The following is a 23,622-nucleotide window of genomic DNA, read 5'->3' as shown; positions in this document are numbered from 1 at the left end:
GTACGCAGCCAAGTACGCCAATTTCTGTGCCGGCGTGAACGACCTGCGAGGGGTCGGGCCACCGGACCTGGGGCCAATATTACTCATGGACCCATTCTCCCGCGGCGGGGAAATAGTAGAGACAGACATTAGTGGTGATCCTGATTCTCGCCCTACGAATTAGACGAAGTTGCTATGAGGTGCTGGCCTTACCCAACCCTGACACGTAGGGCAAAGGCCTGCACCCGCGAGGCCCGCAATGCCTTCACAAAATCAAGGCGGGCCTGGATGCTCTCGGGAAGTTCATCTGAGTCCATGTCCAGCAGAAACGACGGGTCGACGTCGAACATCTCGCAAAGTGCCGTCAGGACCCTCTTGTCCCGAACCAAGGCACCAGTGCCATCTTTCATGTAGAACCACCGTGCCCGCGACATGCCAACCCCATGCTTGGCAAGCTTTTCCTTGACCTCACGGAAAGTGACCGCCTCGCCGCGCTTTTCAGCCGCCGCGTCCAACAGCAGGTTTAGGCGCCTGGCCAGAGCCACCTGGGGCGACAGCGGCTCCGGCGTCCCCCTAGGTCCAGCGGTCATGCCCGGCTCCTCACAATCCAAGTTTGGACGGATCCAGATTCCCCGGCTCCGTCGCGTTCCCTCCAGTATTGTCGCCGGCTTTCAGCACCGCAAGAAGCCCGCAAGCCACCGGAAACCCCGGAAAATCAAGGAACTGCCAAACCAGCAGGGACGTTATATCCGGAGCCCTGAGTTTTGCGCCTACACGTGCCGTTGGATATAAGTGATTACAGCTAATTGTCAATGGAAGATTTGGCCGAAACTACACTATTCGCCTTCATTCATCTTATCGTCGTAGCGATCGCTAGCTTCATAGGCTTCAAGGTCTTTTTCGGCAGCATACTCTTCCTCAGCAAGCTGATCTTTTGGGCTCAGGAAGCCGTGGTCGATGTCGACGAAACGCAGACGAAATCCATCCAAAGCAGGATCATTAAGGTGTCCAAGAATCTGATTCTTGGACATCGATGAAAGGCTACCCTGAGTTGAGATGGTTATAACTTCCGATCCTTCGGACCAGCTTATCTGCGGGTTCTTGGCATAATAGTCATTTGAGACTATATCTGCGACGATCCGATCAAATCGGCGTTGAACAGTGAGAGGAAATACTTTCCTACTTACCGGCTGCTCCTCCGCCAAGCCCCTAACGACTTCAAGGAGTTCGTCGATTTTGTCCGAGTCGCTCCGTTCAGCGACATTTTTCGACTCGATGCCCGCTTTGACTTTCGCTACTTCTGCCTCAATCGAAGGCCATAGATGACCAACACGTTCAGCCAAGATTGCTGAGTCGATCTTCGGACCCCGTTCGGACGAATTGAGCGCCTCCATTATTTCCAAAAAGCCATCTTGGTTGGCAAACTTCATTTGGAACGACGTCACGGGTCCATTGACCTCGCCGGTCTTCTCGAAATCTATCAGCAGGACAGGCATGAGTTCTCGCTTGCCCGCAACTTTCCTCGATAGCGCACCTGCCTCAAAGTTGAGCCAGGGTGCATGCTGATTCGATTTTGAGACACATACGATTCCAAAATCCGTGTCGCTGAGTGATTTATCAATTTCAGGTAACCATAGGGTGCCAGCCTTGTTCTCTGTGCTAATCCAGGGCTCTGCAACGTCAAACACTGACTTTAATCCCTTGTGGATAGCCTGTGCGACTCCCTTACTATCCCCTGACCAACTAATAAAGACTTTCAAAACGTTCCCCTAGCTCGCGATGATGATCACGCAAGCCTACCAACGCCGATGGATAAGATCACTCACTCATGGCTCTTTCTCGTCACGCACTAAGTCATGCCCCTCCGGAGCCTCCTGGACGCCCTGCATGAGCCTGTCGTAGGCCAGACGGTCAGGTGGTTGCGTTCATGTTTTGGCTGCCACGGTCTACGGCGTACTTTTTGGCGTCTAGGGCCATCGCTGCCCATGCCTTGTGCTCGGCTCGTTCACTCATTCATCAAATAGTAGCTCGATTGTCAGATTGTTGAATAGGTTAATATGTTGCTTCTACTTATCCGTTAAAATTGATATAATAGACACAAAGGTATTCGTCCGACCTCTTGGCTCATCTAACGAAACCCACTCCAAAGATCGGGTACCTTTGAGGGTCAATTAAAACGCGACATTGAGCCAGATAACAGCGCTTCTTATTTAGCGACGACCACGCCAGCCGCGACGTTTTTGATAATGATGCAACAGACGCATCTTTTCCCTGTATGCGACCGGCCAGTCTTGCCAGACCAATCGGCTTGGGGAATCATCGTACATAGTTACGACGAGAGTGTTGACCGTTGTACCCGCACGGACGTCGGCTGGAACTGGTCTATTCCACTTAGGCCGATCGGTGTACTTGCAAAAATCACCATTTGATATCTGGTCATCTTCTCTTGAAACATATTTGCACGAGCCGATACCTTCTTGGTCATACACGTAGAGAAAATTCTGGTAACCGCCTGGATTCCCATACGACGTTGACTCTGCGTGCACGTAGTTGCTCGCACCAATCACCACGAGTTGGCCGGTGGACTGCGGTACGGCATCAGTAAAAGTAACTCGACCCAGGCGAACATCATTCTGACCAAACGTTGTAACTTTGAGACCCCACCAGAACTTTGGATCAGTAATCGTAACCGACCATGAAACCACTCGCTCCTCAATGCTTCGAGTCACCACCCACGCGTGCGGTGTTGAGTACGTGTGATCTACCCACGTCACAGGCGACTCACTCGAATCGTCTGTTGCATGCTTCCGTTCCCGAAACACGGGTGTCCCCATCAAGTCCTTCATGTATTCGTCTGTAGCTCCATTAGCCAGCTCGTCGAGCTTCTGACGCCAATGGTGGCGGCTCCCCCAGCCGTGAAGATACCATCGTGCTGTACCAACCCAAATTGCACGTGCAGCCACAAGAGCTCCCAGGAGCGGAAGTCCGTTCGTCACGATGTCCCAGAGAGTACTCATTTCACTATCATCGGGCATCGCTGCACATACTCGCGGAAGCCAAACGAAAAACTATTTCACACACGCGCCACTGGGACCCATGAGAGGGTGCGGTATGCCCATTGGCCTCTTCGGCACGATAGCGAACCGCAAGGCACTTTGCCATGCCAATTTGCATTTAGTCATGTTGTTTAAGGCCGTTTACACCATGGACTGGTGAGAGTAAATTGTTCAGAATGGACGGGTCCAATATGACCCGCCTGCGCGGCGCAGGAGTGTTACCCATGGAACCCTCAATCTTAATGAATCTCACGCGGAGCCGAATCCTACACATGCTGGTGACCGAGGGTCCATGCTCGGTGGCGCACATCGCCTCCGCCCTGGGCCTGTCCAAGAGGGTCACTCTCCGCGAGATCACGTTCCTTGTTGACCGTGGCGTCGTAACCCGTATTGTGCCCACCCACGGGCGCATTGACCCGCACTTTGCTGCGGGCGTCCCCGAGATTTTCCAGGAAATGGCACGGGCGTACCAATTCCTTGGACTCAAGTTTTGAGCAGCCTTCCAGCCTGACTGGTTTTCAGTCATATTGTTCACCGCTTCCCTAACTATGAGAGTGGTACGAACACAATTGGCCACCGTCAATCAGTCGGCAGCCCCATAGGAAAGGCACCCCGATGACGATCTACACTGATCCAGAGAACCGCATCGATTCCGACACGAACCGATGGCTGTCACCAACCGACATCTGCCATGAACTGCAGATTCCGCTGCAGACGTTCTACCAGTGGCGGGTCAAGGGAATTGGACCGCGTGCCTACCGTTTTGGCAGGCACTTGCGCATTGATCGCCGCGACTTCGATGAATGGCTGCAGTCCCACGTTGAAGCCGGCCACACCTTCGGTTCCCCAGAACACTGAGGGGAAGCATGTTAGCCAATACAGTTCCCGATCACTCCCAGGACCCGACCGCCGAGGAATGGTTGTCCCCACGGGAAATTTGCAATATTCTGCACATCCCGGAACAAACCTTCTACCAATGGCGCGTCAACCACCAAGGTCCCCGTGCCCACAAAGTCGGCAGGCATGTGCGCGTCATTCGCAGCGACTTCGAGACCTGGATCGCCGAGCATTTGGAGGCATAATGACTCCGCGGCCACCCTTGCCACTGGGCTCCTGGGGGAGAATCCGCCGCCAACGCGTGAAGAGCGGTAGGTGGCATGCAACTGCCCGCTACAGGGACACCGACGGCAAAACGCGTGCAGTTGAGGCCTGGGGCGATACAGGCGCTGCTGCGGAGCGTGCCCTCATTACAGTGCTCAAGGACCGGCAGGCCCATGTGGAGTCCGACATAACTCCCAGCATGCGACTGTCCGAACTCAGTACCCTGTGGTTCGACGAAATCGAAAATAACGGTCGCGCAGGGCGGCGCACGATCGACGGATACAAAGACACCTACAACCGCGCCATTGCGCCCGCTTTGGCAGGCGTTCGTCTCAACGAAATGACAACGGGCCGACTGGACCGTTTCCTGAAGAATGTTGCCCTCGATCATGCAACAACCGCCCGACATGCCAAAATCGTGCTCACTGGCATTCTCGGGCTCGCCGTTCGGCAGGATGCCCTCCGCAGCAATCCCATTCGTGATGTGGGCGCGATCAAGCTCGCCACAAAAGACGTTAGGGCACTGTCGCCCATCGAGGTCAAGAAGCTAAGAACCATCGTCCGCAAATGGCAGGACGACCCCGACCACCAAGGCCGCCCACGGGCATCCGACCTCATCGACGTACTGGACATCTTCCTGGCCACGGGTGCGCGCATCGGCGAAGTCCTGGCAATCCGCTGGCAGGACATCGACCTCAACGCGAAGCCCCCAACCATCACCATCTCAGGGACCGTGGTCATGGAGAAAGGACGCGGCACCTACCGCCAGGACCACCCAAAAACCAAGGCCGGCTTCCGGACCGTCAAGCTACCACCCTTTGCGACCAAGACACTTCTCCGCAAACAAGGCTCGGAGCATCCCAAGCCCGAAGATATGCTTTTCCCTTCTTCCACCGGCACCGTCCGCAGCCCCCATAATTTTCGCAGACAATGGCGGGATGCTCGCTCGGGGTCCGGCTTTGAATGGGTCACCCCGCACGTTTTCCGGAAATCCGTCGCCACGCTGATTGACCGTGAATACAGCTCCAAACAGGCGGCCGCCCAACTTGGACATTCCGGGCCGGGCATAACGGAAAAGCACTACATAGCCAAGGCGTCCGAAACACCCGACGTCACAGATGCCCTGGAACAATTCGGCGAGGAATAGGCACCCGTCAATCCGGCCGACAACATGAGTGCAAGCAACTCTTCGGCGACGATTTGGAACCGCAGTTTCGCTTACCGGCGGGGACCCTCTCATGCGCAAAAGACCGTGTTCGACGAATATGACAGTAGTCAAAGATTCACAGTAGTTTGCGTTCAAATCGTCGGGTAAACGTCGGGTTGGAGCCATTTTCGCCAAAAGCAAAGCCCCCCAACCCAGCGTTTCCGCAGGTCAGGGGGCTTTCGGGGTGGAGCTAAGGAGATTCGAACTCCTGACCTCCTCGATGCGAACGAGGCGCGCTACCAACTGCGCCATAGCCCCGTGACGGCTGTTACGCCGTCAGCTTTTCTAGCGTATGCCCAGAACCGGCCAGATGCCAAACCGACCCAGCAAATGGTCCCATCCGGCCCCGCTGGCGAACCGTGCGTCCGGGTGGGAGGATTCGATTATGCCCATTATGACGAAATCCATCAACCACATCCGCCTCACCGTCACCGACATCGATCGCTCCCGGGCATTCTACGAAGGCCTCTTCAACTGGCCCGTCGCCATTGAAATGCCCGCTGGCACCCCACCCGAGGAGCAGGGCCGCTACGGTTTCCTCTACGGCGGCGTCATCTATAACATCGGTCACTCGCTGCTGGGCCTGCGGCCGGTTTCAACAGACACCTTCGACGAAAACCGCACCGGCCTGGACCACCTCAGCCTGGCCCTCCAAGGACCCGCCGAACTCACCTCGGCCGTCGCACTCCTCGATGAACAGGGCATCCCCCATGGCGGCGTCAAGGACATCGGCAACGGCTTCATCCTCGAATTCCGCGACCCCGACAACATTGCACTGGAGCTGTTCGCACCCAAGGAACCGTAAGTCACCGGGCAGCGGGGCTAACTGCGCCCCGCCAGCCAGTCGCCAAACTCCTCACGCCCGACGGCGGCCTCCGGCACCAGGTTCCGCCCGGCCCGCAGGAACGTTCCGAAAGCCCCCGGGAGCGGCATGGACGTGACTATCCCGCGCCTCCCCGTGGCCGACTTCCATTGTTCCGCCAGCGCCTTCATGGTCCAGACCGAGGGTCCCCCGGCGCGGACAGAGTGGTGCCCCGCCCCGTCTAGGCCCGCCACAGCCTCATCCACCAGCACCCGCGCCACATCCGCCGTCGAAATCGGCTGGAAGGAAACACCCGGAAATGCGGGGATGAGCCCCACCCTGGCGCCGGCCGAGAACACCCCCGCCACCAAGTCGTGGAACTGGGTGGCGTACACCACCGACGTCGGCATCCCCGCTGACGCATAACTGCGCGCCCGCGACGCCTGCACCTGGTAGTACCCCATGGAACATTCGGCAGCGTTGACGATGGTCAGCAGCACGCCACGCCCGACGCCGGCACGCGAGGCCGCCGCCAGCACGGCAACAGACGTAGCCGGAAGCGCCTTCAACGCAGCACCCGTGCGCGCGTCCAATGTTTCAACCACCGCATGGGCGCCGTCGAAGGCCGCCGCCACGCCGTTCCCGGTCCGGAAGTCGGCCGTCACATAGGACGCGCCGGGGACCCGCCGGGGATCACCGGCATCAGGGAGATGTCGGCTGATGGCGCGGACCGCATGTCCCCTGGCCACAGCTTCGGCAACAACCGCCCGGCCGGCCGTGCCGGTCCCTCCCGCAACAGCAATAAGCACCATGGCTTGAGGCTACCCCCGGAACCGGAGGAAAAGTAGGCGACAACGTGCCCGGCCGCTGAAACAGGCACGACGCCGGCACTTGGCCCGGGCGCCTACCCCTCGAGTTCGCAGCGATGGCGACTAAGACCAGCGCTAAGCCGCCATCGCTTCATACTCACCGGATAGCCGGCACGCGCATGCAGCCGCGTGGGGAATGTTATGCGCGGCGGCGCTGCAGGACTACGTCCAGGTTGGTCAGGGCGTGGGCAACCTTCGCCGGCTTCGCAGCGGACGCGAATGCAGTTGCGGCGGGCCCGCCGGCAGCCGTGCCAGCGTCCTCCCCAGCCCCTTCCGGAGCCCCTTCAACCGGTCCTGCAACGGCCACGGGGACGTCTCCGGGAGCGGGCACGCCGATGCCGGCCTGGTCGGCCTTGATCGAGGTGCCGGCGGACTTGGGCGCTTCGGGAAGCTGCAGGGGTCCGGCAGTGGCCTGCGCCGCGCGGGCAGCCGTCACGTATCCGGGCTTCGGAACCTCCACGGGCTCCCACGTCTCGGCTTCCAGCTCGCCCTCTGCCAAAGTCTGCGTGTGGGCCACCTTGGCATCCTCGGCGCCCTTGGCCGCCACGCGCAATGCCGCGTTGCGGAGTTCCGCCGCCGTCAGCGGCTTTTGCGCGGGCGCCTTCTCGGCCCCGTCAACCCTGTCAAAGAGCACCGTCTCCCGCTGCACCACGGCGGCACCGGACGGAACGGCGGAAGGGGCGTCCGGCGTCGAACTTTGCTGGGTTGCAGCCGCAAAGCGGCGCCTGTTGGCGTCTCGCACGGCAACGGCGCGCAAGCCGGCCAGGACAGCCACGAAGATTCCCACGCCGGCCCAGGACAGCGCCGTGGACCCCATGTTGAACACGTTCAATGCCCCGGAAATGCCTGCCATCAGCAGCGCAAATACCCCCACCACGGCAAAGGCCATGCGGTCCCAGCGGATGGTGAAGGGTGCCGAGTGTGCTGCGGGCATAACGGATGACTGTTCCGGCTCCACTGGAATGTGGGCGTCGGAAGTACTGTGTTCCATTGACGTCTCCTGCAACTGCTGGTCTGGCGTGCCGGCTGCGGCATGGCAGTCGTGACAACCACCAAATCGGGGGTGCGCCGGGTGGGCGCTTCCACGTTTCAACCCTAGAGGGGAAATATGTCCCAACTGGCATTACTGGCGGTGTGTCGCAAGGTGGCCGCAGAATTAGTGGCGGCTTGCCAGCCAGCGGTTGAGAATCCCGCCGGGCACTTCCTCCGCGTTCAGGGCAAAGCAGCGGTGGTCGGCCCAGTCGCCGTTGATGTGCAAATAGCGCGGGCGCAGGCCCTCATCGCGGAATCCCAGCTTTTCCACCACCCGCAGGCTGGGGCCGTTTTCCGGACGGATGTTGATCTCCATCCGGTGCAGCCCCAATGTGCGGAAGCAGTGGTCGGTTGCCATGGCCACGGCGGTTGGCGCAATCCCGCGGCCCGCCCTGTCCTGGTCCACCCAGTACCCCAGCGTGGCCATCATGGCCGATCCCCACAGGATGGAAGAGACAGTCAGCTGGCCCACGATCACCGGCCTGGACTGCCCGGGCACCCGTTCGGCAATGACAAACGGCAGCGCCGAAGCGGCCCGGGCCTGCGCGGTTAGGGCGCGGACCATGCTGCCATACGTGGGCAGGTCCCCCTGTCCGGTGGGGTTGCTCGCTTCCCAGGGCTGCAGCCAGGCCGCGTTGCGGGCACGGACCATGGTCCACTCGGCCTTGTCGCGCAACCGGATGGGGCGCAGGATCAGGTCCCCGGACTCCAGCGTCACCGGCCAAATGGCCTGGCCCCACATTTGGAGGCTATTTCTTGAGGTCGGCGGCGAACTTACCGAGCCAGTCGCGCAGCCCGGGGCCGAGGTCCTCGCTTTCGCAGGCCAGGGTCACCACGGCCTTGAGGTAGCTGAGCTTGTCCCCCGTGTCATACCGCCGGCCGCGGAACACCACGCCGTACACGCCGCCACCCTCGCCTTCCCGGACCGCGAGGGTCTGCAGGGCGTCGGTGAGCTGGATTTCATCCCCGCGCCCCGGCGGCGTGTTCTCCAGCACGTCAAAGACTGCCGGATGGAGCACGTAGCGGCCAATCACGGCCAGGTTCGACGGCGCGTCCTCCACCGCCGGCTTCTCCACCAGGTGGTTGATCTTGACGTAGTTTTCGCCCTCCACCACGGTCATGTCTGCACAGCCGTACGCGGAAATCTGCTCCTTCGGCACCTCGATCAGCGCGATCACCGACCCGCCCGTGCGCGCCTGGACGTCGATCATGGTGGTCAGCAGCTCGTCGCGTTCGTCGATCAGGTCATCGCCGAGCAGCACGGCGAAGGGCTCGTCCCCGACATGGGTGCGGGCGCGCAGCACCGCGTGTCCCAGCCCCTTCGGATCACCCTGGCGCACATAGTGGATCTCGCCCAGGTCGGTGGCGTGCTGGATCGCGGCCAGCTTGCCGGCGTCGCCCTTGGCCTCCAGCAGCGCCTCCGTGGAGGGCACCCGGTCAAAATGGTCTTCCAGGGCGCGCTTGTTGCGCCCGGTAATCATCAGCACGTCCGTCAGGCCCGCGCTGACAGCTTCCTGGACCACGTACTGGATGGCAGGTTTGTCCACCACCGGCAGCATTTCCTTCGGCATGGCTTTGGTCGCCGGCAGGAATCGGGTCCCCAAACCGGCCGCAGGAATAACGGCTTTACGTACGCGTCGAGCAAGAGTCATGGTCCTAGGCTATCCGACGCACGGCCCCCTTTGCGGAACACAGTTGCTACATTGGTCTTAACACTGCCCACTTCAGAGGTCCTGACCATGACTTCCACCCTAAAATCGGCCTGGCGGTCCCGCCTGCGGGCCGCCCGCCGTTCCATGGACGACGGCGGCCCCAACAGTGCCGCTGCCGGCCTCGCCGCCGCCGGCCTCGCCACTGCGGGGCTGGAGTGGGCGGGGCTGGTGGCCGGGGCTGCGGGAACGTCCACTATTTGTGCGTACATCTCCATGGGCCACGAGCCTCCCACGGGCGCCCTGCTGGCCGCCTTGCACAGTGCGGGGCACAGCGTATTTGTGCCGATTTGCGTCGAAGGCCACCAGCTGGCCTGGACCGCCTGGACACCGGGGGTGGCCATGGCCCGCAGCCTTCTTGCACCCGTCATGGAGCCCGTGGGCGAACGGCTTCCCTTTGCTCGCCTGGGGCCCGTTGCCGGGGTGCTGGTGCCCGCACTAGCAGTGGACACCGCCGGGGTGCGACTGGGGCAGGGCGGCGGGTACTACGACAGGTTTCTTGCCACGCTCGGGGCCGCCCCCTCCCACACTCTCGGCAGCGAAGGCGCGGAATCCGCGGTGGCGAGGGCCGGCGTCGTCTATGAAAATGAACTGCTCGCAGCAGGTTCACTCCCCCACGACACGCTGGACCAGCCTGTGGACTGGGTGGTCACCCCAGCGGGGTTCCACAAAATCGGTGCAGGCGGGCCGGAAATTGGCTCCTGAGGAAATATTGACCTCCGTCCATGTGTTATAGGCAGCGATGGTAGAATTGGCACTCGGGGCCTTGGACTGCTAAGCAAGTCACGCTGGCAAGGCCCTGACGCATGTATCCAGGAGGAATTTCAGTGCCCACTTACGCTTACGCTTGCAAGGACTGCGGCCACGCATTCGACATCCACCAGTCCTTCAGCGACGACACGCTGACGGTCTGCCCGGAATGCCGGGGTGCATTGCGCAAGAAGTTCAACTCCGTGGGCGTGGTGTTCAAGGGCTCAGGTTTCTACCGCACCGACTCCCGATCGGGTGCGGGCAGCACTGTGGCTGCAGCGCCCAAGGCGGGCGCTTCCTCAGCCGTTTCCTCCGAGTCCGGCAGCCCGGCGTCCGCGTCCGCCCCTAGCACCAGCCCGGCGTCCGGCGCCGCACCGAGCCCCAGCAAGACCCCAGCCACCGTCGGCAGCTAGCTCCGAAAATTCCGAATGGCCGGCTGTTGGGACTGCCGGCCATTTTTGCTGCCCTTTTTCTACCCCTCTTCTGCCCTTTTTCTGCCCTTGGCCCCTCCACAGGCAGGGCGTGGCAGCCGGCCGTCCACAGTTGGGGCCCGCCCCAGTGACTCGGTTCCCGGCCGGTCCTAGCGTGGAGACATGAAGCACTCCAGCAACCGTTCCGCATCGACCGCCCCTCCCGGATCCGGGTGGCGGGCACCGCCCTGGACGTTCCGGACCAGGCCGGCCACCCGTCCCGAACGACTGTTGCGGTGGGTTCTGCGCCGCCGCAGGCTGCTTGCGGCACTCCTGCTCTGTGCCGCAGCCGCCCTTGCCGTCCAGCAGCTCACTCCCGGTGCCCCGGCCACTACCAGCGTCCTGGTGGCCGCCAGGGACCTCCCCGCGGGCCACTCGTTGGGGCCGGCAGACCTTGTTGCCGCAGCCGTGAGCCCTTCAATGGTTCCGGACGGGGTCCTCGACACGGGCATGGCATGGCTGGGGCGCCAAATGTCCGGGCCGGCCAGGCGGGGACAGGTCATGACGGACGCGTCCCTGCTCGGCACCGAGTTGCTCATCGGGGCACCGGCGGGCAGCCAGGCCGTGCCGCTCCGGCTGACAGACCCTTCCACGGTGCAATTGCTGCGCCAGGGCCAGCTGGTCAATGTGGTGCTCAGTTCCAGCAAGGGACTGGACGGCCCCACCAGCAACCAGGTCCTGGCTACGTCAGTCCCCGTGGTGTGGACACCGGCCTTGGCCAAGTCCGGCGGCGGGTTGTTGCCCAGCCAGGAAACGGACGGGCTGGTGGTGGTGGCTGCTACGGCGGAGCAGGCCGTGCTGCTGGCGGGCGCCTCGGCCCGGGGAAAGATCTTCCTCGTCCTGGTTTCGTGAAGCCAGCCGCTACAAGAAAGGAAGGCTTCAAGAAAGGCAGTTTCAGGAAAGGCCCATTTCACGAACGGCCGGTTTCCCGAACGGGCATTGCTGCTAACCCCAGTGCGGCGGCTTGTTCTCCCGCAGCCATTCGTCGTGGCCTCGGTCGCGGCGGTCGTCTCCCCACGTATGGGCGTCATCGTGGGGCGCCACCTTTGGCAGGATTGCCGCATCTTGCGCCTGGGAGACCGGGACGCGCCCGGCGTCCTTGGCAGATTCTGTTTTGGCGGAATCTTCCGAGGAATGGTTGGACGGCTGGCTCACCGTTGTCACACTTTCTGCTGCTTCGTGGGGTGATGGGACAGCGGCAGTGGTTGGAGCGCCCTGTCCGCCTTCCATTTTATCCCCGGCAGCAGCCTCGGATTTCCCTGCCCCCGCCTGCGCGTTCTCTGCGACCTCGGCGACTTTGGTGTTCCCTGCTCGGGTCTCGGCGTCCACTGGCTTGCCGGACGTGGTTTGCCCGTCCCCGGCCGGGGCGTCCTCCACCTGGCCATCCGCTGCACGGCCGGCTTCGGCATGGCTTTCCTGTGGCTTGCCGTCCGGGGCTGGCGTACCGTTCCCGGGCTTCCCCCCATGGTGGTTCCGGCGGCGGGACCTGGGGGAATCGATGACTGCAGTCACCGACGGATCCCCTTCCCCGGACGTTCCCATGAGTGATTCCAGCTCGGTGTCCCCCAGCAACGTGGGCAAGCCAAGGTACCGGCCAATTTGGTCGGCGCAGCTGGACGGGTCGGTGAAGACCTCAATGGTCCACAGTGGCATGTACCGCCAGCCCAGCCGCTCAAGCATCTGCGGTCGGAGCCGGCTGCGTTCGCGCACACTCATGTGCCTGTACTTTGCGGTGCCGTCGGATTCCACGGCCACAGGAACCGGGATCTCGCGGTCGTCGCGGCCCAGCAGGCTCTTGGTGTCGGGCGCGGCCACGATGTCGAGGGCTCCGTCGAAGTGGTGCCAGACGCGGGCCCCGCGGGCCCGCAGCCTGTCGGCCAGGTCGGCGACCAGCGGGTCCTCGCCGGTGGCTTTCTCACTGTCCTGGGCACGGGTGGCCGGGGTCCCCAGCATCGAGTTGCCGGCCAGTTCGCGGTCCAGGAGTTCGAAGAAGTCCACGGCCCCATGGCTGAGCCGCTGCTCGTCCAGGTCCTCCGGGCGGAAACACGTGACCAGGTGCAGGTGGTGCCGCGCCCGTGTCATGGCCAGGGCAAACTTGGCCCGCCCGTCCGGTGCGGACAGCGGCCCAAATTCGTGCAGTGCCCGGCCGTGGGGCGTGCGGCCATAGCCCAGGGAGAAGATGACACGGTCCCGGACCAGCCCGGCTGCACGGTCCACGGTCACCACCCGGAATGATTCGGGGCCTGATTCAAAGAATGCGGCCAGCAGCGGGTGGTTGGCCATCTGCAATCGGATGGCCTGGGCCACCCGCACGGCGTGCCTATCGCTGGCAGTGATGACTGCAAGCGATTCGCGCGGGCGGACACGGGCATGTTCAAACACCAGATCCACCACCCGGTTCACTTCCGCAACCACGGATTCGATTCCCCCGGTGCCGGCTCCCGGCAGGCCCTTGCCGTCAGGCAGGTAGTCAACCGTCAGGGCACGGTCCAGGCCCGTGACGGGGCGTCCGTCGGGCAGGCGTTCCAATTGTGAATCGTAGAAGCTGCTGCTGAGCTGGCGGACCAAATCTTCGTCCACCGCACGGTAGGCGACTGTCAGTCGGTGCCGCGGCAATACCCGGGACAAAGCGCCCAAGACACTCTCCAGCGGATGCTGGTCCACGGCAGGGTTGGCGGGGTCACCCACGGCCACAGTAAAGCTGCGCGGGCAGGCGGTCTGTTCGTCGCCAAAGGCAATGACCTGTTCGGCCCGTGCCAGCGAAGGCAGCGCCGACTGCAGCGAGGTTGATTCAGCGTCCAGAATGACGACGGCGTCGAAGCGGTAGGCCGCCGGGATGACCGACGGCACCACGAGGGGGCTCGCCGTGAACACCGGGACCAGGTTCTTCAACAGGTCCGGAGCCTGGAAGGCAAGGGCCTCCAGGGACACCCTCCCGTCCTTGAGGACGTTGCGGAGCATTTCGCCCTGGCGGTTCCGCCCTTCAAGCACACGGCGCCACTCTTCGGCGAGCTTCCACCGAATCCGCCCGGGACCGGCCGCCACATGGGCCTGGTCCGCCAGGCGGAACTCGGCTTCGACGCGGCGGAGGTTGTCGCCGTCGGACATGGCCAGGTAGTCGTCCCCGCTGATCATCGCCTCGAGCGCGGACTGCCACCACGCCAATTCCAGCTCCGCACCGGTTTGTTCGGCGCCCACCTCGCGCTGGGCCAGGTCATCCAAAAGTTCGCCCAATCCTTGCTCACGCATGCTTTCCAGCGTCAGCGTGCGTTCCGGCAGGGTCTCCAGCGACGCCTTGTCCTGGACCAGGGCGTCCAGGCGCCCCACCAGCTCCCCGGCGTTGCAGTTGAGGAGGTCGCCGCCGTCGACCGTGTGTTCCAGGGAATTGCCCAGCGTCTTGAGCTTGAGACTGAGCTCGCCGTAGCTGCGGCTGAGCTCCGCCAACCCGGACGGAACAGTGGGGTGGCGCTTGCTCGTGGCAACTTCCTCCCACAGGTCCCGCTGCCCGTTGACGAGCACCAGGGATTCATGGAGGTCCGCCACGTGCACACCCGGGCGCACCAGGTCCTTGGCGCCGCGGCGAAAGCGTGCACGCTGCAGGGCCGGCATGTCCACGCCGTGGTCCCTCCGCCAGGCCGCGGTGGCTGTGGCTGCGATCATGTTGTCGATGGGCCAGTCAAAGACGACCGACGTGAACTTGTCCAGGCTCTCCCGGACTGCCACCAGCATGTCCAGCTGGCGGCCCCACTCTGCGAACGTGTTCCCGTGGCGGATCTGGCTGAATTCGGCCACCTGGTTCATTTTGGCGGCAAATGCCGGCACTTGCTCGAAGAGCTGCCCTGCCAGGGCATACGCTGCCTCGGTCTCCCTGCGGGTGACCAGCCGGGCCCCGTGCCAGGCACTCCCGACGGCGGCCTCGCTGAAGGCACCCAGTTCGGCCGCCCGGCGCAGCCGGCCGGCAAGGTCCCCGCGCACCTTGATGCTGTCAAGCACGCTTCGCTTGAGCCGCACGGTGGTGGCCGGTGCCGGGTGGATGGACGTCAGCTCGGCCAGCGACTGCATGGCCTGGTAGGGGGAGCAACCCCAGCGTTCGCGGACATTGTGGAGGCTGGCCACGTGGTCCACCAGCTGGTGGCGGTGGTCCACCAGCGTTTTGTGCAAATTGGCCAGCTGGGGTTGCACGGCTTTTTCGTTGCGGGTGATGGAGCGAATCAGCTGGGTCTTGATCTGCTGCGGCCCGGTCTGGGCGCTGAGCTGGAGCAGCAGCGAGTCCAGGTCCATCTCACCCAGGGCCTGGGCCAGTTCGTTGAGCGTGCTCCGGCGCTCCCCCACCACCAGCACGCTCTTGCCGTCATGGACCAGCTGCGCGACCGCGTTGATGGCCGTCTGGGTCTGGCCGGTGCCGGGAGGCGTTGACACCAGCACGGATTCGCCTGCACGGATCAAGTCCAGCACGTATTGCTGCTGCGGATCGGCGTCGCGGACCAGGATTTCAGCGGATGGTTCACGCTCGTCCAGGGGCGTGAACCGGCCAAAGTCGGATTCCAGTTCAACGGGCAGGATGTCGTCGCTGCTGTGGTTGCGGAGCCGGGTCAGGAGCTCGGTGCCCTCCAGCAGTGCCGGATCGCTGAGGTTGTCGGCGAGGAAGGCAAACGTGGACACCAGCAGGTCATGGTCCACGGTGGCGCCGTCCACGGGCGCCAGGAGGCTGCGCATCTTGTCGAGCACAGGTGCCGGGTCGAAGCGTGCAGTGCTGTAGGCCAGGCGGCCCAGGCCCGGCGCATCGATGGAGATGCCGGCCTGCGTTTCAAGCCGGTGCACCAGGGCAGGGTTGACCTGTGCCTGTTCCATGAGCTGAAGTTCGTAGTCGTCCTGGCCGGGCCGCACGGTAAGTGCGACGGCGGCCAGCAGCACGGGTGCGCATACCTCGCCGCTGTTCTGTCCACCGACGGCGGACCACCGGGCCAGGCCGGCGGCGAGGTAGCCGACGTCAATCCCCCGATCGGTGCTCAGCTCGAAAATCTTGGCGCGCAGCGCCCCCGCTGCACGCTTGGCGGAGGCGTAGCGGTCCGGTTCGCGAATCAGCGTGGACAGGCGGGTCTTGCGGCCCGCCAACAGCTGGGCAAGGCCGGAGGGGTGGGCATGGCTGAGATCGATGCAGCCGGATTCCGTCTTGGCAAAAGCCAGCGCCGTGTCCGGTCCCGCGTACGAATCCAATCCTGCAAGCCAGGTCTGGAGCTCCGTGGAGCTCTCATCGGGCCTTGCGAATTCGGACACGGGTGCCTTCTTCTCTGCATTCGAGCGGAACGGTCTTGACCATACTGACATGCACTTTAGGCTATCGCCCCTTGCACCCCAATACCTGTTCGGCACACTGGAGGGCTCCAAATTCGGCCAAAATTAGGCCGTTGGGCCCTCCAGGGCCCCTCGGGATTACTCCCACTCAATGGTTCCCGGCGGCTTGGAGGTGACGTCCAGGACAACCCGGTTGACCCCCTCCACTTCATTGGTGATCCTGTTGGAGATCCGTGCCAGCAGATCGTACGGGAGTCGCGACCAGTCCGCCGTCATGGCGTCCTCGGAGGACACCGGGCGCAATACGATCGGGTGGCCGTAGGTGCGGCCGTCGCCCATGACGCCGACACTGCGGACGTCGGCGAGGAGCACCACCGGCATCTGCCACACCTCATTGTCCAGGCCGGCGGCTGTCAGCTCGGCACGGGCAATGGCGTCGGCCTTGCGCAGCAGCTCCAGCCGTTCGCCGGTGATTTCACCGACAATGCGGATCCCCAGGCCGGGACCCGGGAAGGGCTGGCGGCCCACAATTTCGGCTGGCAGGCCCAGCTCGGCGCCCACGGCCCGGACTTCATCCTTGAACAGTGCGCGCAGCGGCTCAACCAACTCAAAACGCAGGTCCTCAGGAAGGCCGCCCACGTTGTGGTGGCTCTTGATGTTCGCCGCGCCTTCGCCGCCGCCGGATTCGACGACGTCGGGGTACAGCGTCCCTTGTACCAGGAACTTGATCTCTTCGCCTGCGGATGCGGCGTCGGCCATGATGGCGCGTTCGGCCTCTTCGAAGGCGCGGATGAATTCGCGGCCGATGATCTTGCGCTTGGTCTCCGGGTCGGAGACGCCCGACAATGCATTCAGGAAGCGGTCCTGCTCGTTGGCCACGTACAGCTTGGCCCCGGTGGAGGCCACGAAGTCGTGCTCCACCTGTTCGGCCTCGCCCTGGCGGAGCAGGCCGTGGTTGACGAAAACGCACGTGAGCTGATCGCCTACTGCGCGCTGGACAAGTGCTGCGGCAACGGCGGAATCAACGCCTCCCGAGAGGCCGCAAATGACCTTGGCGGATCCAATTTGCTGGCGGATGAGCTCAATCTGGTCGTCCAGGATGCTGCTGGCCGTCCAGTTCTTCTCCAGCTTGGCGCCGTTGAACAGGAAGTTTTCGAGCACCTTTTGGCCGAACTCGGAGTGCTTGACTTCAGGGTGCCACTGGACCCCGAACAAGCACTTTTCCTCATTGGCAAAGGCGGCCACCGGTGCGCCGGCGGAGGAGGCAAGAACGTCAAACCCCTCCGGGGCCCTCTGGACACTGTCGCCGTGGCTCATCCAGGTGCTTTGGGTCGCCGGGGTGCCGGCGAGGATGGAGCGGCCTGCACCGTCCAGGTTCACCGCGGTGGCACCGTATTCACGCTGCCCCGTTTCCGCCACGGTGCCGCCAAGGGCTGCCGCCATGGCCTGGAAGCCGTAGCAGATGCCCAGGACCGGGACGCCGGCTTCGAACAAGTCTGCACCAACATTGGGTGCGCCCTCGGCGTAGACACTGGAGGGTCCGCCGGAGAGGATGATGGCAGCTGGGTTCTTGGCCAGCAACTGCGCAGTGGTGTAGGTATGCGGCACGATTTCCGAGTACACATTCGCCTCACGCACACGGCGCGCAATCAGCTGGGCGTACTGGGCTCCGTAGTCCACAACCAGGACGGGCTTCTGGGAAGTCTGGGCCGTAGCGGGATTAGTCACGGTTCAATCTTAACCCACGCCGTACCGGGCCGCGGTCAGTACCGCTTGGGCGCCTGCGGGTTGGCGGCGACCTCGGCAAGGACCTGCTTGTGGATCCTGCCCTCGACAATGAAGGACAGGAACGGAATCACGCCACCCAAGGCGATAAGGATGAATTTCGGGAAACGCCAGCGCATCAGGGACCACAGGCGGAAGTCGGCGATGAGGTACACCACATACATCCAGCCATGGACAATCAGCACCGTTGTGGACAGGTTCACCCCGCCGGAGACGGCGTTGATGGCAACAAAACCGAAGCCGTGGGATTCACCGGTCACGGCGTTGGTGCCGCCAGCCATCAGCACGCTGCCGAAGCCGTAGCGGACCACCAGCTCGGCGGTGAGCAGCAGCAGCATGGTGCCAGTTGCGTAGGCCAGCACCTTGTAAAACTTCAGGGAGCTCAGAATCTGGGCCGGGGTTCCGCCGAACCGCCGCTTGGGCGCTGCCTTGGTGCGGTCCGCGGGATTGGTTTCAGTCACTGTGCAGTAGCTCCTAGATCTGGGTTTGGTTCAATGTCGTCCTCATGGTTGAGGTCAAAAAGTTCGTCCTGCTCCCGCCGGTAGTCGTCGGCCACCAGGCGCCACCACAGGAACACGGCGAATCCGGCGAAGACCACCCATTCGATGGAATAGAAGATGTTCAGCCAATTGACCTTGCCATTTTGGTCCGTGGCCGTGACGGTGATGGCCACCATGTTCGTGTTCGTGCCCACCGCTCCTACGTCCACGCCGTTAACCACCTGGTCATGGGCCACCATGAACGCCGCATAGGTGGTGGTGTTCCAAATGTTGGTCAGTTCTGCCGACGACAGTGCGCTCACGTGTCCGGAGGGCAGGTTTTGGGCGAGGATGGGGCCCTCGGAGTTGAGCAGGCGGCCTTCCACCTTGACCGTCCCCGACGGCGGTGCCTGGGCGCTGGCCGGATCGGCTATCCAGCCGCGGGCCACGGGAATGACTGCTGCCTTCGTGGCGCCTGCGCCCTTTAGGACGGGCGCTCCGTCAACTACCAGTGCCGTGACCACCCAGTAGCCGTGCTTTCCGTCCTGCATGCGGGACTCGACGATCACCTGTTTGGAGGCATCGTAATGTCCGGTGGCCGTGACCAGCTGGCCCTCGGCATTGCTCAGGAGGGGCTGGCCGGGCTGGAGGGTGTCGAGCAGGGGCGCCACCTTTTCCGTGACGGAAGGCGGTGGCACATTCGTTTGCAGGGAACGGTTGAACTGCCATTGGCTGAGCAGGACAAACACGGCAGCCACGGCGAGCGCAAACACCAGGGCTGCGATCCACTTGGGCTTGAGGGCAGTTTTCAACACCCTCTAACGGTACTTCGTATGCGTGTAGAACAGCGAATGGCAGCCCAGGCAAGGGGGCACCAAGGTGACGGACGGCGGCAGGCGGGGTCCCGCCGTCGTCCGCGTTTAATGGTCGAAGAAAACCAAGGTGGAGTTGATGAGCTCGGCGATGACTTCCTGGTCGTGGGCGCGGCGCAGTGACTCCCGAAAGTTTTCCTTGAACAGTGAACGGGCCAGGGTGGCCAGCACCTCGAGGTGTTCGGAGAACGAGCTGGCGGGCGTGGCGATGAGCAAGATCACGCTGGCGGGCCCGTCAACGGCACCAAAATCCAGGCTGTAGCCGAACCTCGTTATGCCTACGGCGATGGACGTTTCCGTGACGTAGTCGCTGCGCGCGTGGGGCAGGCCGATGCCGCCGGGAAGCCCCGTCGCCATCTGGTGTTCACGGGCATTGACGTGGCGCAGGAAGCCCTCCAAATCGCTGACGCGGCCCTGTTCAAAAAGCTTCGCCGCCAGCTGCGCCGTGGCGTCTTCCTTGGACGTGGCCTCCATTTCCAAGATCACCAGGCCAGGGTTGGTCAGTTCCGTGTCATAGCGCTCGAGCGAACCTGCTGTCATTGACTGCCTTTCAGGGCTTTGTGGTGCTGCGGCGGTTCCATGGCTTAGGTGAGCGGGACAATTCCGGGGGCGCCAATCCTGGCGGCATCGGCGGTGACGTCGTCGGGCTGCTGCTGGCTCAGCCTCTCGGCCTCCACCCTCGCAAGGTAATTGGCAATCTCGTTGTCCCGCTGGGTGTCGCTCCACCCCAGCACGTCTCCCATGAGTCTAGCGGCGACTGGCGCGGCCGAAACCCCCCTGTCCCACGCCTCGATGGAAATGCGGGTGCGGCGCGTGAGGACATCGTTGAGGTGCAGGGCGCCTTCATGCGTGGTGGCGTAAACCACCTCGGCGGCAAGGTAGTCGTCCGCGCCGGGCAGTGGCTCGGCCAGCTCCGGGGACTCAGCCATGAGGTCCAGCACTTCCTGGGTCAGGGAGCCGTAGCGGTTGAGCAGGTGTTCCACCCGGGCCACATGGACACCTGATTCGTCAGCCGTGCGGTTCCTGCGGTTCCAGGCTGCCTTGAAGCCGGTGGCGCCCAGCAGCGGGATGGTTTCGGTGCAGCTTTCGGGCACCTTTTCATCCAGGGCCCGGGTGGCTTCATCGACTGCATCCTTGCCCATAACGCGGTAGGTGGTGAACTTGCCGCCGGCCACCACCACCAGCCCAGGCACGGGATGGGCGACGACGTGTTCCCGGGACAGCTTGGCCGTCGAGTCGTTTTCGCCCGCCAGCAGGGGACGCAGACCTGCGTACACCCCCTCGACATCTTCCCGGCTCAAGGGGCGCTTGAGGACCTTGTTGACGTGGCCCAGCAGGTAGTCGATGTCGGCGCTGGACGCTGCAGGATGTGCCTTGTCCAGCTTCCAATCCGTGTCGGTGGTGCCGATAATCCAGTGCCGCCCCCACGGAATGACAAACAGGACCGACTTCTCCGTCCGCAGGATCAGGCCAACCGTGGATTGGAACCTGTCGCGGGGGACAACCAGGTGGATGCCCTTGGAGGCCCGCACCTTGAGTTGCCCGCGGTCGGTGACCAGGGCCTGGGTTTCATCCGTCCAGACGCCGGTCGCGTTGATGACCTGCTTGGCGCGAATTTCGAATTCCGTGCCGTCCTCCTGGTTTTGGACCTTGGCGCCGACCACGCGCTCGCCCTCCCGCAGGAAGTCAATAACCTTGGTCTGGTTGACAACGTGGGCGCCAAAACTGGCTGCCGTCCGCATCACGTTGGCCACGAGCCGTGCGTCGTCCACCTGAGCGTCGTAGTAGCGGATGGAGCCGATCATGGCGTCATCTTTCAGGCTGGGTGCCGCCCGCATGGTGCCCTTGTGGGAGAGGTGCTTGTGCATGGGGACGCCGCGGCTGTTGCCGCTGGTCAGGCCCAGGGTGTCGTAGAGCATGATGCCTGCGCCAACGTAGGGCCGCTCAACCCACCGTTTGGTCAACGGGTACAGGAACGGCACGGGACGGACCAGGTGTGGGGCGATCCGCTGGATGAGCAGGCCCCGCTCCTGAAGGGCCTCCTGGACCAGCGCGAAGTCCAGCATTTCAAGGTAGCGCAGGCCGCCGTGGATCAACTTCGAGGACCTCGACGACGTCCCTGCGGCCCAGTCGTTGGCCTCCACCAGCCCCACGTTTAGGCCTCGTGTCACCGCGTCCAGGGCTGCGCCTGCGCCGACTACGCCGCCACCCACCACCAAAATGTCCAGTTCCTTGCCAGGTTCCGTGGTGGCCTGCAAGTACTTGAGCGATGCGTCCCGCGACTCCCTGCTCAAATTGCCGTTCGGGTGGGTTGAAACAGACATCGCGGACCTCCTGGACATACGAGCTACTGACACTAAAAACCATACGCGGTTGGTCAACAGAAAGGCAGGGGGTGCCGGTCCGGCCGCTTCACCCGTCAGGGCCTCCTCGAGTTCACGCGCCTTCGTTGCGGTGATCCGTCCATTGTCGGCGAGGCACCTGGCATCGTCCGCGAATCGGGATACGGCGAGTGCCTGTTCCGTGCCCACGTCCCCGGAAAAGAAGGCAGCTCCAAGGATGGGCTGGGCGGGTGGCATGGTAACAAGTGTCAGGGGGTTGGTTGTGGGCAGAAAGCGATCGGCCAGGCGAAGCCGACGGTTGGCCTCACCGCGGCCTATCACGAGGTTGTTCGAGGGGACGTCCAAAGTGTTCTTGGCTCCCGTAGCCTCAAACGGCCTTGCGCTGTGCGAATGGACAGTTACCTGCGACTTGGCCTTGCAGGGCCTCGACGAACCGGCCAAGTAGTTCCATTGAGTTCGCCCAGCCGATCAGCGCCGCATCGCCCAATCCATCCAGTACGAGTTATTGAACTCTCACCTCCTTTGTCCGCCAAAGCTGTGGATAACTTCTGGCGGGGATTGGTCAAGTCGGCTAGCTTGGAATATAGCTAGGCCGGGGGACCGCAAGGAGGCGGCCCCGGGGGGACTTGGGCGGGGGCTCTTATGACAACGGACTTGCTCACCATTGGGCGCTCAATTCAGGCTGTGGCAGGGCGTGCAGGGCCACCATTGACAACGCGTGGGGAACCGTCATTGGCGGGGCATGCCAGGCCCATTTCCGGAGGTTCCCCCGGGGCCGGGCGGCACCGTCTCCGCCTGGCGGCCACGGTGCTGGGTGCCGTGTTGCTGGCCGGGTGCTCATCCCCCGCCCCACCAGTGACCGGAAGCGGGTCCCCCGGGCAGTCTGCTCCCGCAACGGCCACCGCCGCCGCAAGTGCTGCGCAAACCAATCCGCCGACCACCGTCCCAGCGCCGGCGTACAAGCCGGCCACGGCGGCCGGCCCGGCACAAAACGTTCCCGTCCCCGTGCTGCCGGCCAAAGCCAAGGAATTCTCCAAGGAGGGCCTGGAAGCCTTCGCCACCTACTGGTACTCCACCCTCGGCTACGCCTTCGAAACCGGAGACGCCGGCCCCATGCTCGCCATCAGCGACCCAGAATGCAAAACCTGCCAGGCAATGGAAAAAACGGTTGCTGCAGGCCACAAGGAAGGGAGGTGGATTGAAGGCGGGCAAATGAACATTCTGTCAGTCGATAGCCCATTCGCACTGATCGACGATGGGACTTATCAGGCAATCACCATGGTTCGCCAGGAACGCGTGAAGTACTACAACGCCGACCGAACAGTAAGGAACGATTTAGGCGTCACCGCGCCCATCGCAGACATAGTGGTCGGCAAATACAATAACGATCACTGGATCGCAATCACCGTTGAACATCTTCAAGGCAGCAAGAAGTGATGCCCCAAAAAGGTCCACAAGTGACGACGCTGAAACTAGCGTCCATCATGTTACTGGGGATCATTTTTTCGTACCTGAACCCGATTCCCGGTATGGCCGATGATCCAACCGTCGATACCAACTGGAACGCTCCAGGAATTGACGTGAGCGCCTGGGATCCACTGCCGGGGCCAGAAGGCCGGTACGGCAAGAATCCGTCCGCCGGCGCCCTCGACCCGTTAGTCTACGAGTACAGGCCTGCCTGCACGGCAACTGATCAAGCCATTTACCCCAATTGTGCCGCCAATCTGCCATCCTGCACGGCCGCGAAAGGCGGCGTGGCTGTCTGGTGGTACCAATCGCCCAGAGTAGCCAAGCCGCCCAAATGGGTGTTCCATTCCGGCCCCACCTGCATCTACGACGAAAAGCCCATCGACGTGCTCAAGGAAATCGCCGCA

At 63.0% G+C, this 23,622-nt stretch carries 22 protein-coding genes, 1 tRNA gene and 1 pseudogene; 10 read left to right on the top strand and 14 right to left on the bottom strand.

Annotated features, from left to right (window positions below):
• Positions 1-188 precede the first annotated feature (188 nt).
• The 3 genes from G6N77_RS18110 to G6N77_RS18100 all read right to left on the bottom strand — a co-directional run bounded on the left by G6N77_RS18110 (position 189) and on the right by G6N77_RS18100 (position 2,942).
• The gene (locus G6N77_RS18110; protein ID WP_165183567.1) at positions 189-569 is read right to left on the bottom strand and encodes a hypothetical protein; all 381 of its coding nucleotides are present in this window, start codon (positions 567-569) and stop codon (positions 189-191) included.
• A 246-nt stretch (positions 570-815) separates the two neighbouring features.
• Positions 816-1,739, bottom strand: a complete 924-nt coding sequence (locus G6N77_RS18105) for a toll/interleukin-1 receptor domain-containing protein (RefSeq protein WP_165183566.1) — start codon at positions 1,737-1,739, stop codon at positions 816-818.
• Positions 1,740-2,189: 450 nt separating this feature from the next.
• Positions 2,190-2,942 (bottom strand): ETEC_3214 domain-containing protein, encoded by a 753-nt coding sequence (locus tag G6N77_RS18100; RefSeq protein ID WP_165183565.1) that lies wholly within the window; start codon positions 2,940-2,942, stop codon positions 2,190-2,192.
• A gap of 269 nt (positions 2,943-3,211) precedes the next feature.
• Between G6N77_RS18100 and G6N77_RS18095 the strand changes: the two genes are divergently transcribed.
• The 4 genes from G6N77_RS18095 to G6N77_RS18080 all read left to right on the top strand — a co-directional run bounded on the left by G6N77_RS18095 (position 3,212) and on the right by G6N77_RS18080 (position 5,283).
• The gene (locus G6N77_RS18095; protein WP_338083839.1) at positions 3,212-3,529 is read left to right on the top strand and encodes a MarR family transcriptional regulator; all 318 of its coding nucleotides are present in this window, start codon (positions 3,212-3,214) and stop codon (positions 3,527-3,529) included.
• Positions 3,530-3,650: 121 nt separating this feature from the next.
• Positions 3,651-3,893 (top strand): helix-turn-helix domain-containing protein, encoded by a 243-nt coding sequence (locus G6N77_RS18090; protein WP_165183563.1) that lies wholly within the window; start codon positions 3,651-3,653, stop codon positions 3,891-3,893.
• Between the two features lie 8 nt (positions 3,894-3,901).
• Entirely contained in the window at positions 3,902-4,117 is a 216-nt protein-coding gene (locus tag G6N77_RS18085; protein ID WP_165183562.1) for a helix-turn-helix domain-containing protein, read from the top strand.
• Between the two features lie 218 nt (positions 4,118-4,335).
• Positions 4,336-5,283 (top strand): tyrosine-type recombinase/integrase, encoded by a 948-nt coding sequence (locus tag G6N77_RS18080; RefSeq protein ID WP_165183561.1) that lies wholly within the window; start codon positions 4,336-4,338, stop codon positions 5,281-5,283.
• 245 nt (positions 5,284-5,528) lie between these two features.
• Here G6N77_RS18080 and G6N77_RS18075 read toward each other — a convergent pair.
• Positions 5,529-5,601, bottom strand: a tRNA-Ala gene (locus G6N77_RS18075).
• Between the two features lie 127 nt (positions 5,602-5,728).
• Here G6N77_RS18075 and G6N77_RS18070 point away from each other — a divergent pair.
• Positions 5,729-6,148 (top strand): VOC family protein, encoded by a 420-nt coding sequence (locus tag G6N77_RS18070; RefSeq protein WP_165183560.1) that lies wholly within the window; start codon positions 5,729-5,731, stop codon positions 6,146-6,148.
• A 17-nt stretch (positions 6,149-6,165) separates the two neighbouring features.
• Here the strand turns inward: G6N77_RS18070 and G6N77_RS18065 are convergent, their stop codons facing one another.
• The 4 genes from G6N77_RS18065 to galU all read right to left on the bottom strand — a co-directional run bounded on the left by G6N77_RS18065 (position 6,166) and on the right by galU (position 9,698).
• Positions 6,166-6,957 (bottom strand): SDR family oxidoreductase, encoded by a 792-nt coding sequence (locus G6N77_RS18065; RefSeq protein ID WP_165183559.1) that lies wholly within the window; start codon positions 6,955-6,957, stop codon positions 6,166-6,168.
• A 196-nt stretch (positions 6,958-7,153) separates the two neighbouring features.
• Positions 7,154-8,005 carry a hypothetical protein gene (locus G6N77_RS18060; protein WP_165183558.1) on the bottom strand — a complete coding sequence of 284 codons (852 nt, stop codon included), beginning with the start codon at positions 8,003-8,005 and terminating at the stop codon, positions 7,154-7,156.
• Positions 8,006-8,170: 165 nt separating this feature from the next.
• Entirely contained in the window at positions 8,171-8,788 is a 618-nt protein-coding gene (locus G6N77_RS18055) for a GNAT family N-acetyltransferase (RefSeq protein WP_165183557.1), read from the bottom strand.
• Between the two features lie 7 nt (positions 8,789-8,795).
• Complete coding sequence (galU, locus tag G6N77_RS18050) at positions 8,796-9,698, bottom strand: UTP--glucose-1-phosphate uridylyltransferase GalU (RefSeq protein WP_165183556.1); 903 nt, start codon at positions 9,696-9,698, stop codon at positions 8,796-8,798.
• A gap of 87 nt (positions 9,699-9,785) precedes the next feature.
• On the opposite strand from galU, the gene G6N77_RS18045 reads away from it, so the two are divergent.
• The 3 genes from G6N77_RS18045 (at position 9,786) to G6N77_RS18035 (ending at position 11,827) form a co-directional block, all read left to right on the top strand.
• On the top strand, positions 9,786-10,460 hold the full coding sequence (locus G6N77_RS18045; protein ID WP_165183555.1) for a 5-formyltetrahydrofolate cyclo-ligase: 675 nt from the start codon (positions 9,786-9,788) through the stop codon (positions 10,458-10,460).
• Positions 10,461-10,582: 122 nt separating this feature from the next.
• Positions 10,583-10,918, top strand: a complete 336-nt coding sequence (locus tag G6N77_RS18040) for an FmdB family zinc ribbon protein (protein WP_165183554.1) — start codon at positions 10,583-10,585, stop codon at positions 10,916-10,918.
• Between the two features lie 180 nt (positions 10,919-11,098).
• Entirely contained in the window at positions 11,099-11,827 is a 729-nt protein-coding gene (locus G6N77_RS18035; RefSeq protein WP_165183553.1) for an SAF domain-containing protein, read from the top strand.
• A 93-nt stretch (positions 11,828-11,920) separates the two neighbouring features.
• Here G6N77_RS18035 and G6N77_RS18030 read toward each other — a convergent pair whose 3' ends face one another.
• The 6 genes from G6N77_RS18030 to G6N77_RS18005 all read right to left on the bottom strand — a co-directional run bounded on the left by G6N77_RS18030 (position 11,921) and on the right by G6N77_RS18005 (position 21,730).
• On the bottom strand, positions 11,921-16,303 hold the full coding sequence (locus tag G6N77_RS18030; protein ID WP_240902408.1) for a DUF4011 domain-containing protein: 4,383 nt from the start codon (positions 16,301-16,303) through the stop codon (positions 11,921-11,923).
• A gap of 105 nt (positions 16,304-16,408) precedes the next feature.
• Positions 16,409-17,998 carry a glutamine-hydrolyzing GMP synthase gene (gene guaA / locus G6N77_RS18025; protein WP_165183552.1) on the bottom strand — a complete coding sequence of 530 codons (1,590 nt, stop codon included), beginning with the start codon at positions 17,996-17,998 and terminating at the stop codon, positions 16,409-16,411.
• Between the two features lie 35 nt (positions 17,999-18,033).
• Complete coding sequence (locus G6N77_RS18020; RefSeq protein ID WP_165183551.1) at positions 18,034-18,516, bottom strand: DUF3817 domain-containing protein; 483 nt, start codon at positions 18,514-18,516, stop codon at positions 18,034-18,036.
• Complete coding sequence (locus tag G6N77_RS18015; RefSeq protein ID WP_165183550.1) at positions 18,513-19,349, bottom strand: SURF1 family protein; 837 nt, start codon at positions 19,347-19,349, stop codon at positions 18,513-18,515. Before G6N77_RS18015 ends, G6N77_RS18020 begins: the two co-directional genes overlap by 4 nt.
• A 105-nt stretch (positions 19,350-19,454) precedes the next feature.
• Positions 19,455-19,946: a PTS sugar transporter subunit IIA gene (locus G6N77_RS18010; RefSeq protein ID WP_165183549.1), complete on the bottom strand. Its 492-nt coding sequence runs from the start codon at positions 19,944-19,946 to the stop codon at positions 19,455-19,457.
• Between the two features lie 44 nt (positions 19,947-19,990).
• Positions 19,991-21,730, bottom strand: a complete 1,740-nt coding sequence (locus tag G6N77_RS18005; RefSeq protein WP_165183548.1) for a glycerol-3-phosphate dehydrogenase/oxidase — start codon at positions 21,728-21,730, stop codon at positions 19,991-19,993.
• Positions 21,731-22,753: 1,023 nt separating this feature from the next.
• Here G6N77_RS18005 and G6N77_RS20510 point away from each other — a divergent pair.
• A complete protein-coding gene (locus G6N77_RS20510; RefSeq protein ID WP_165183547.1) occupies positions 22,754-23,185 on the top strand; it encodes a DUF6318 family protein in 432 nt (143 codons plus the stop codon).
• A 20-nt stretch (positions 23,186-23,205) separates the two neighbouring features.
• Positions 23,206-23,622: pseudogene (locus G6N77_RS17995) on the top strand (hypothetical protein); the annotation flags it as partial.

This window comes from Arthrobacter silviterrae, from assembly GCF_011045165.1.
Lineage (GTDB): Bacteria > Actinomycetota > Actinomycetes > Actinomycetales > Micrococcaceae > Specibacter > Specibacter silviterrae.
Note: the sequence above shows the minus strand (reverse complement) of the source record. Positions and strands in the feature narration are given on the sequence as shown.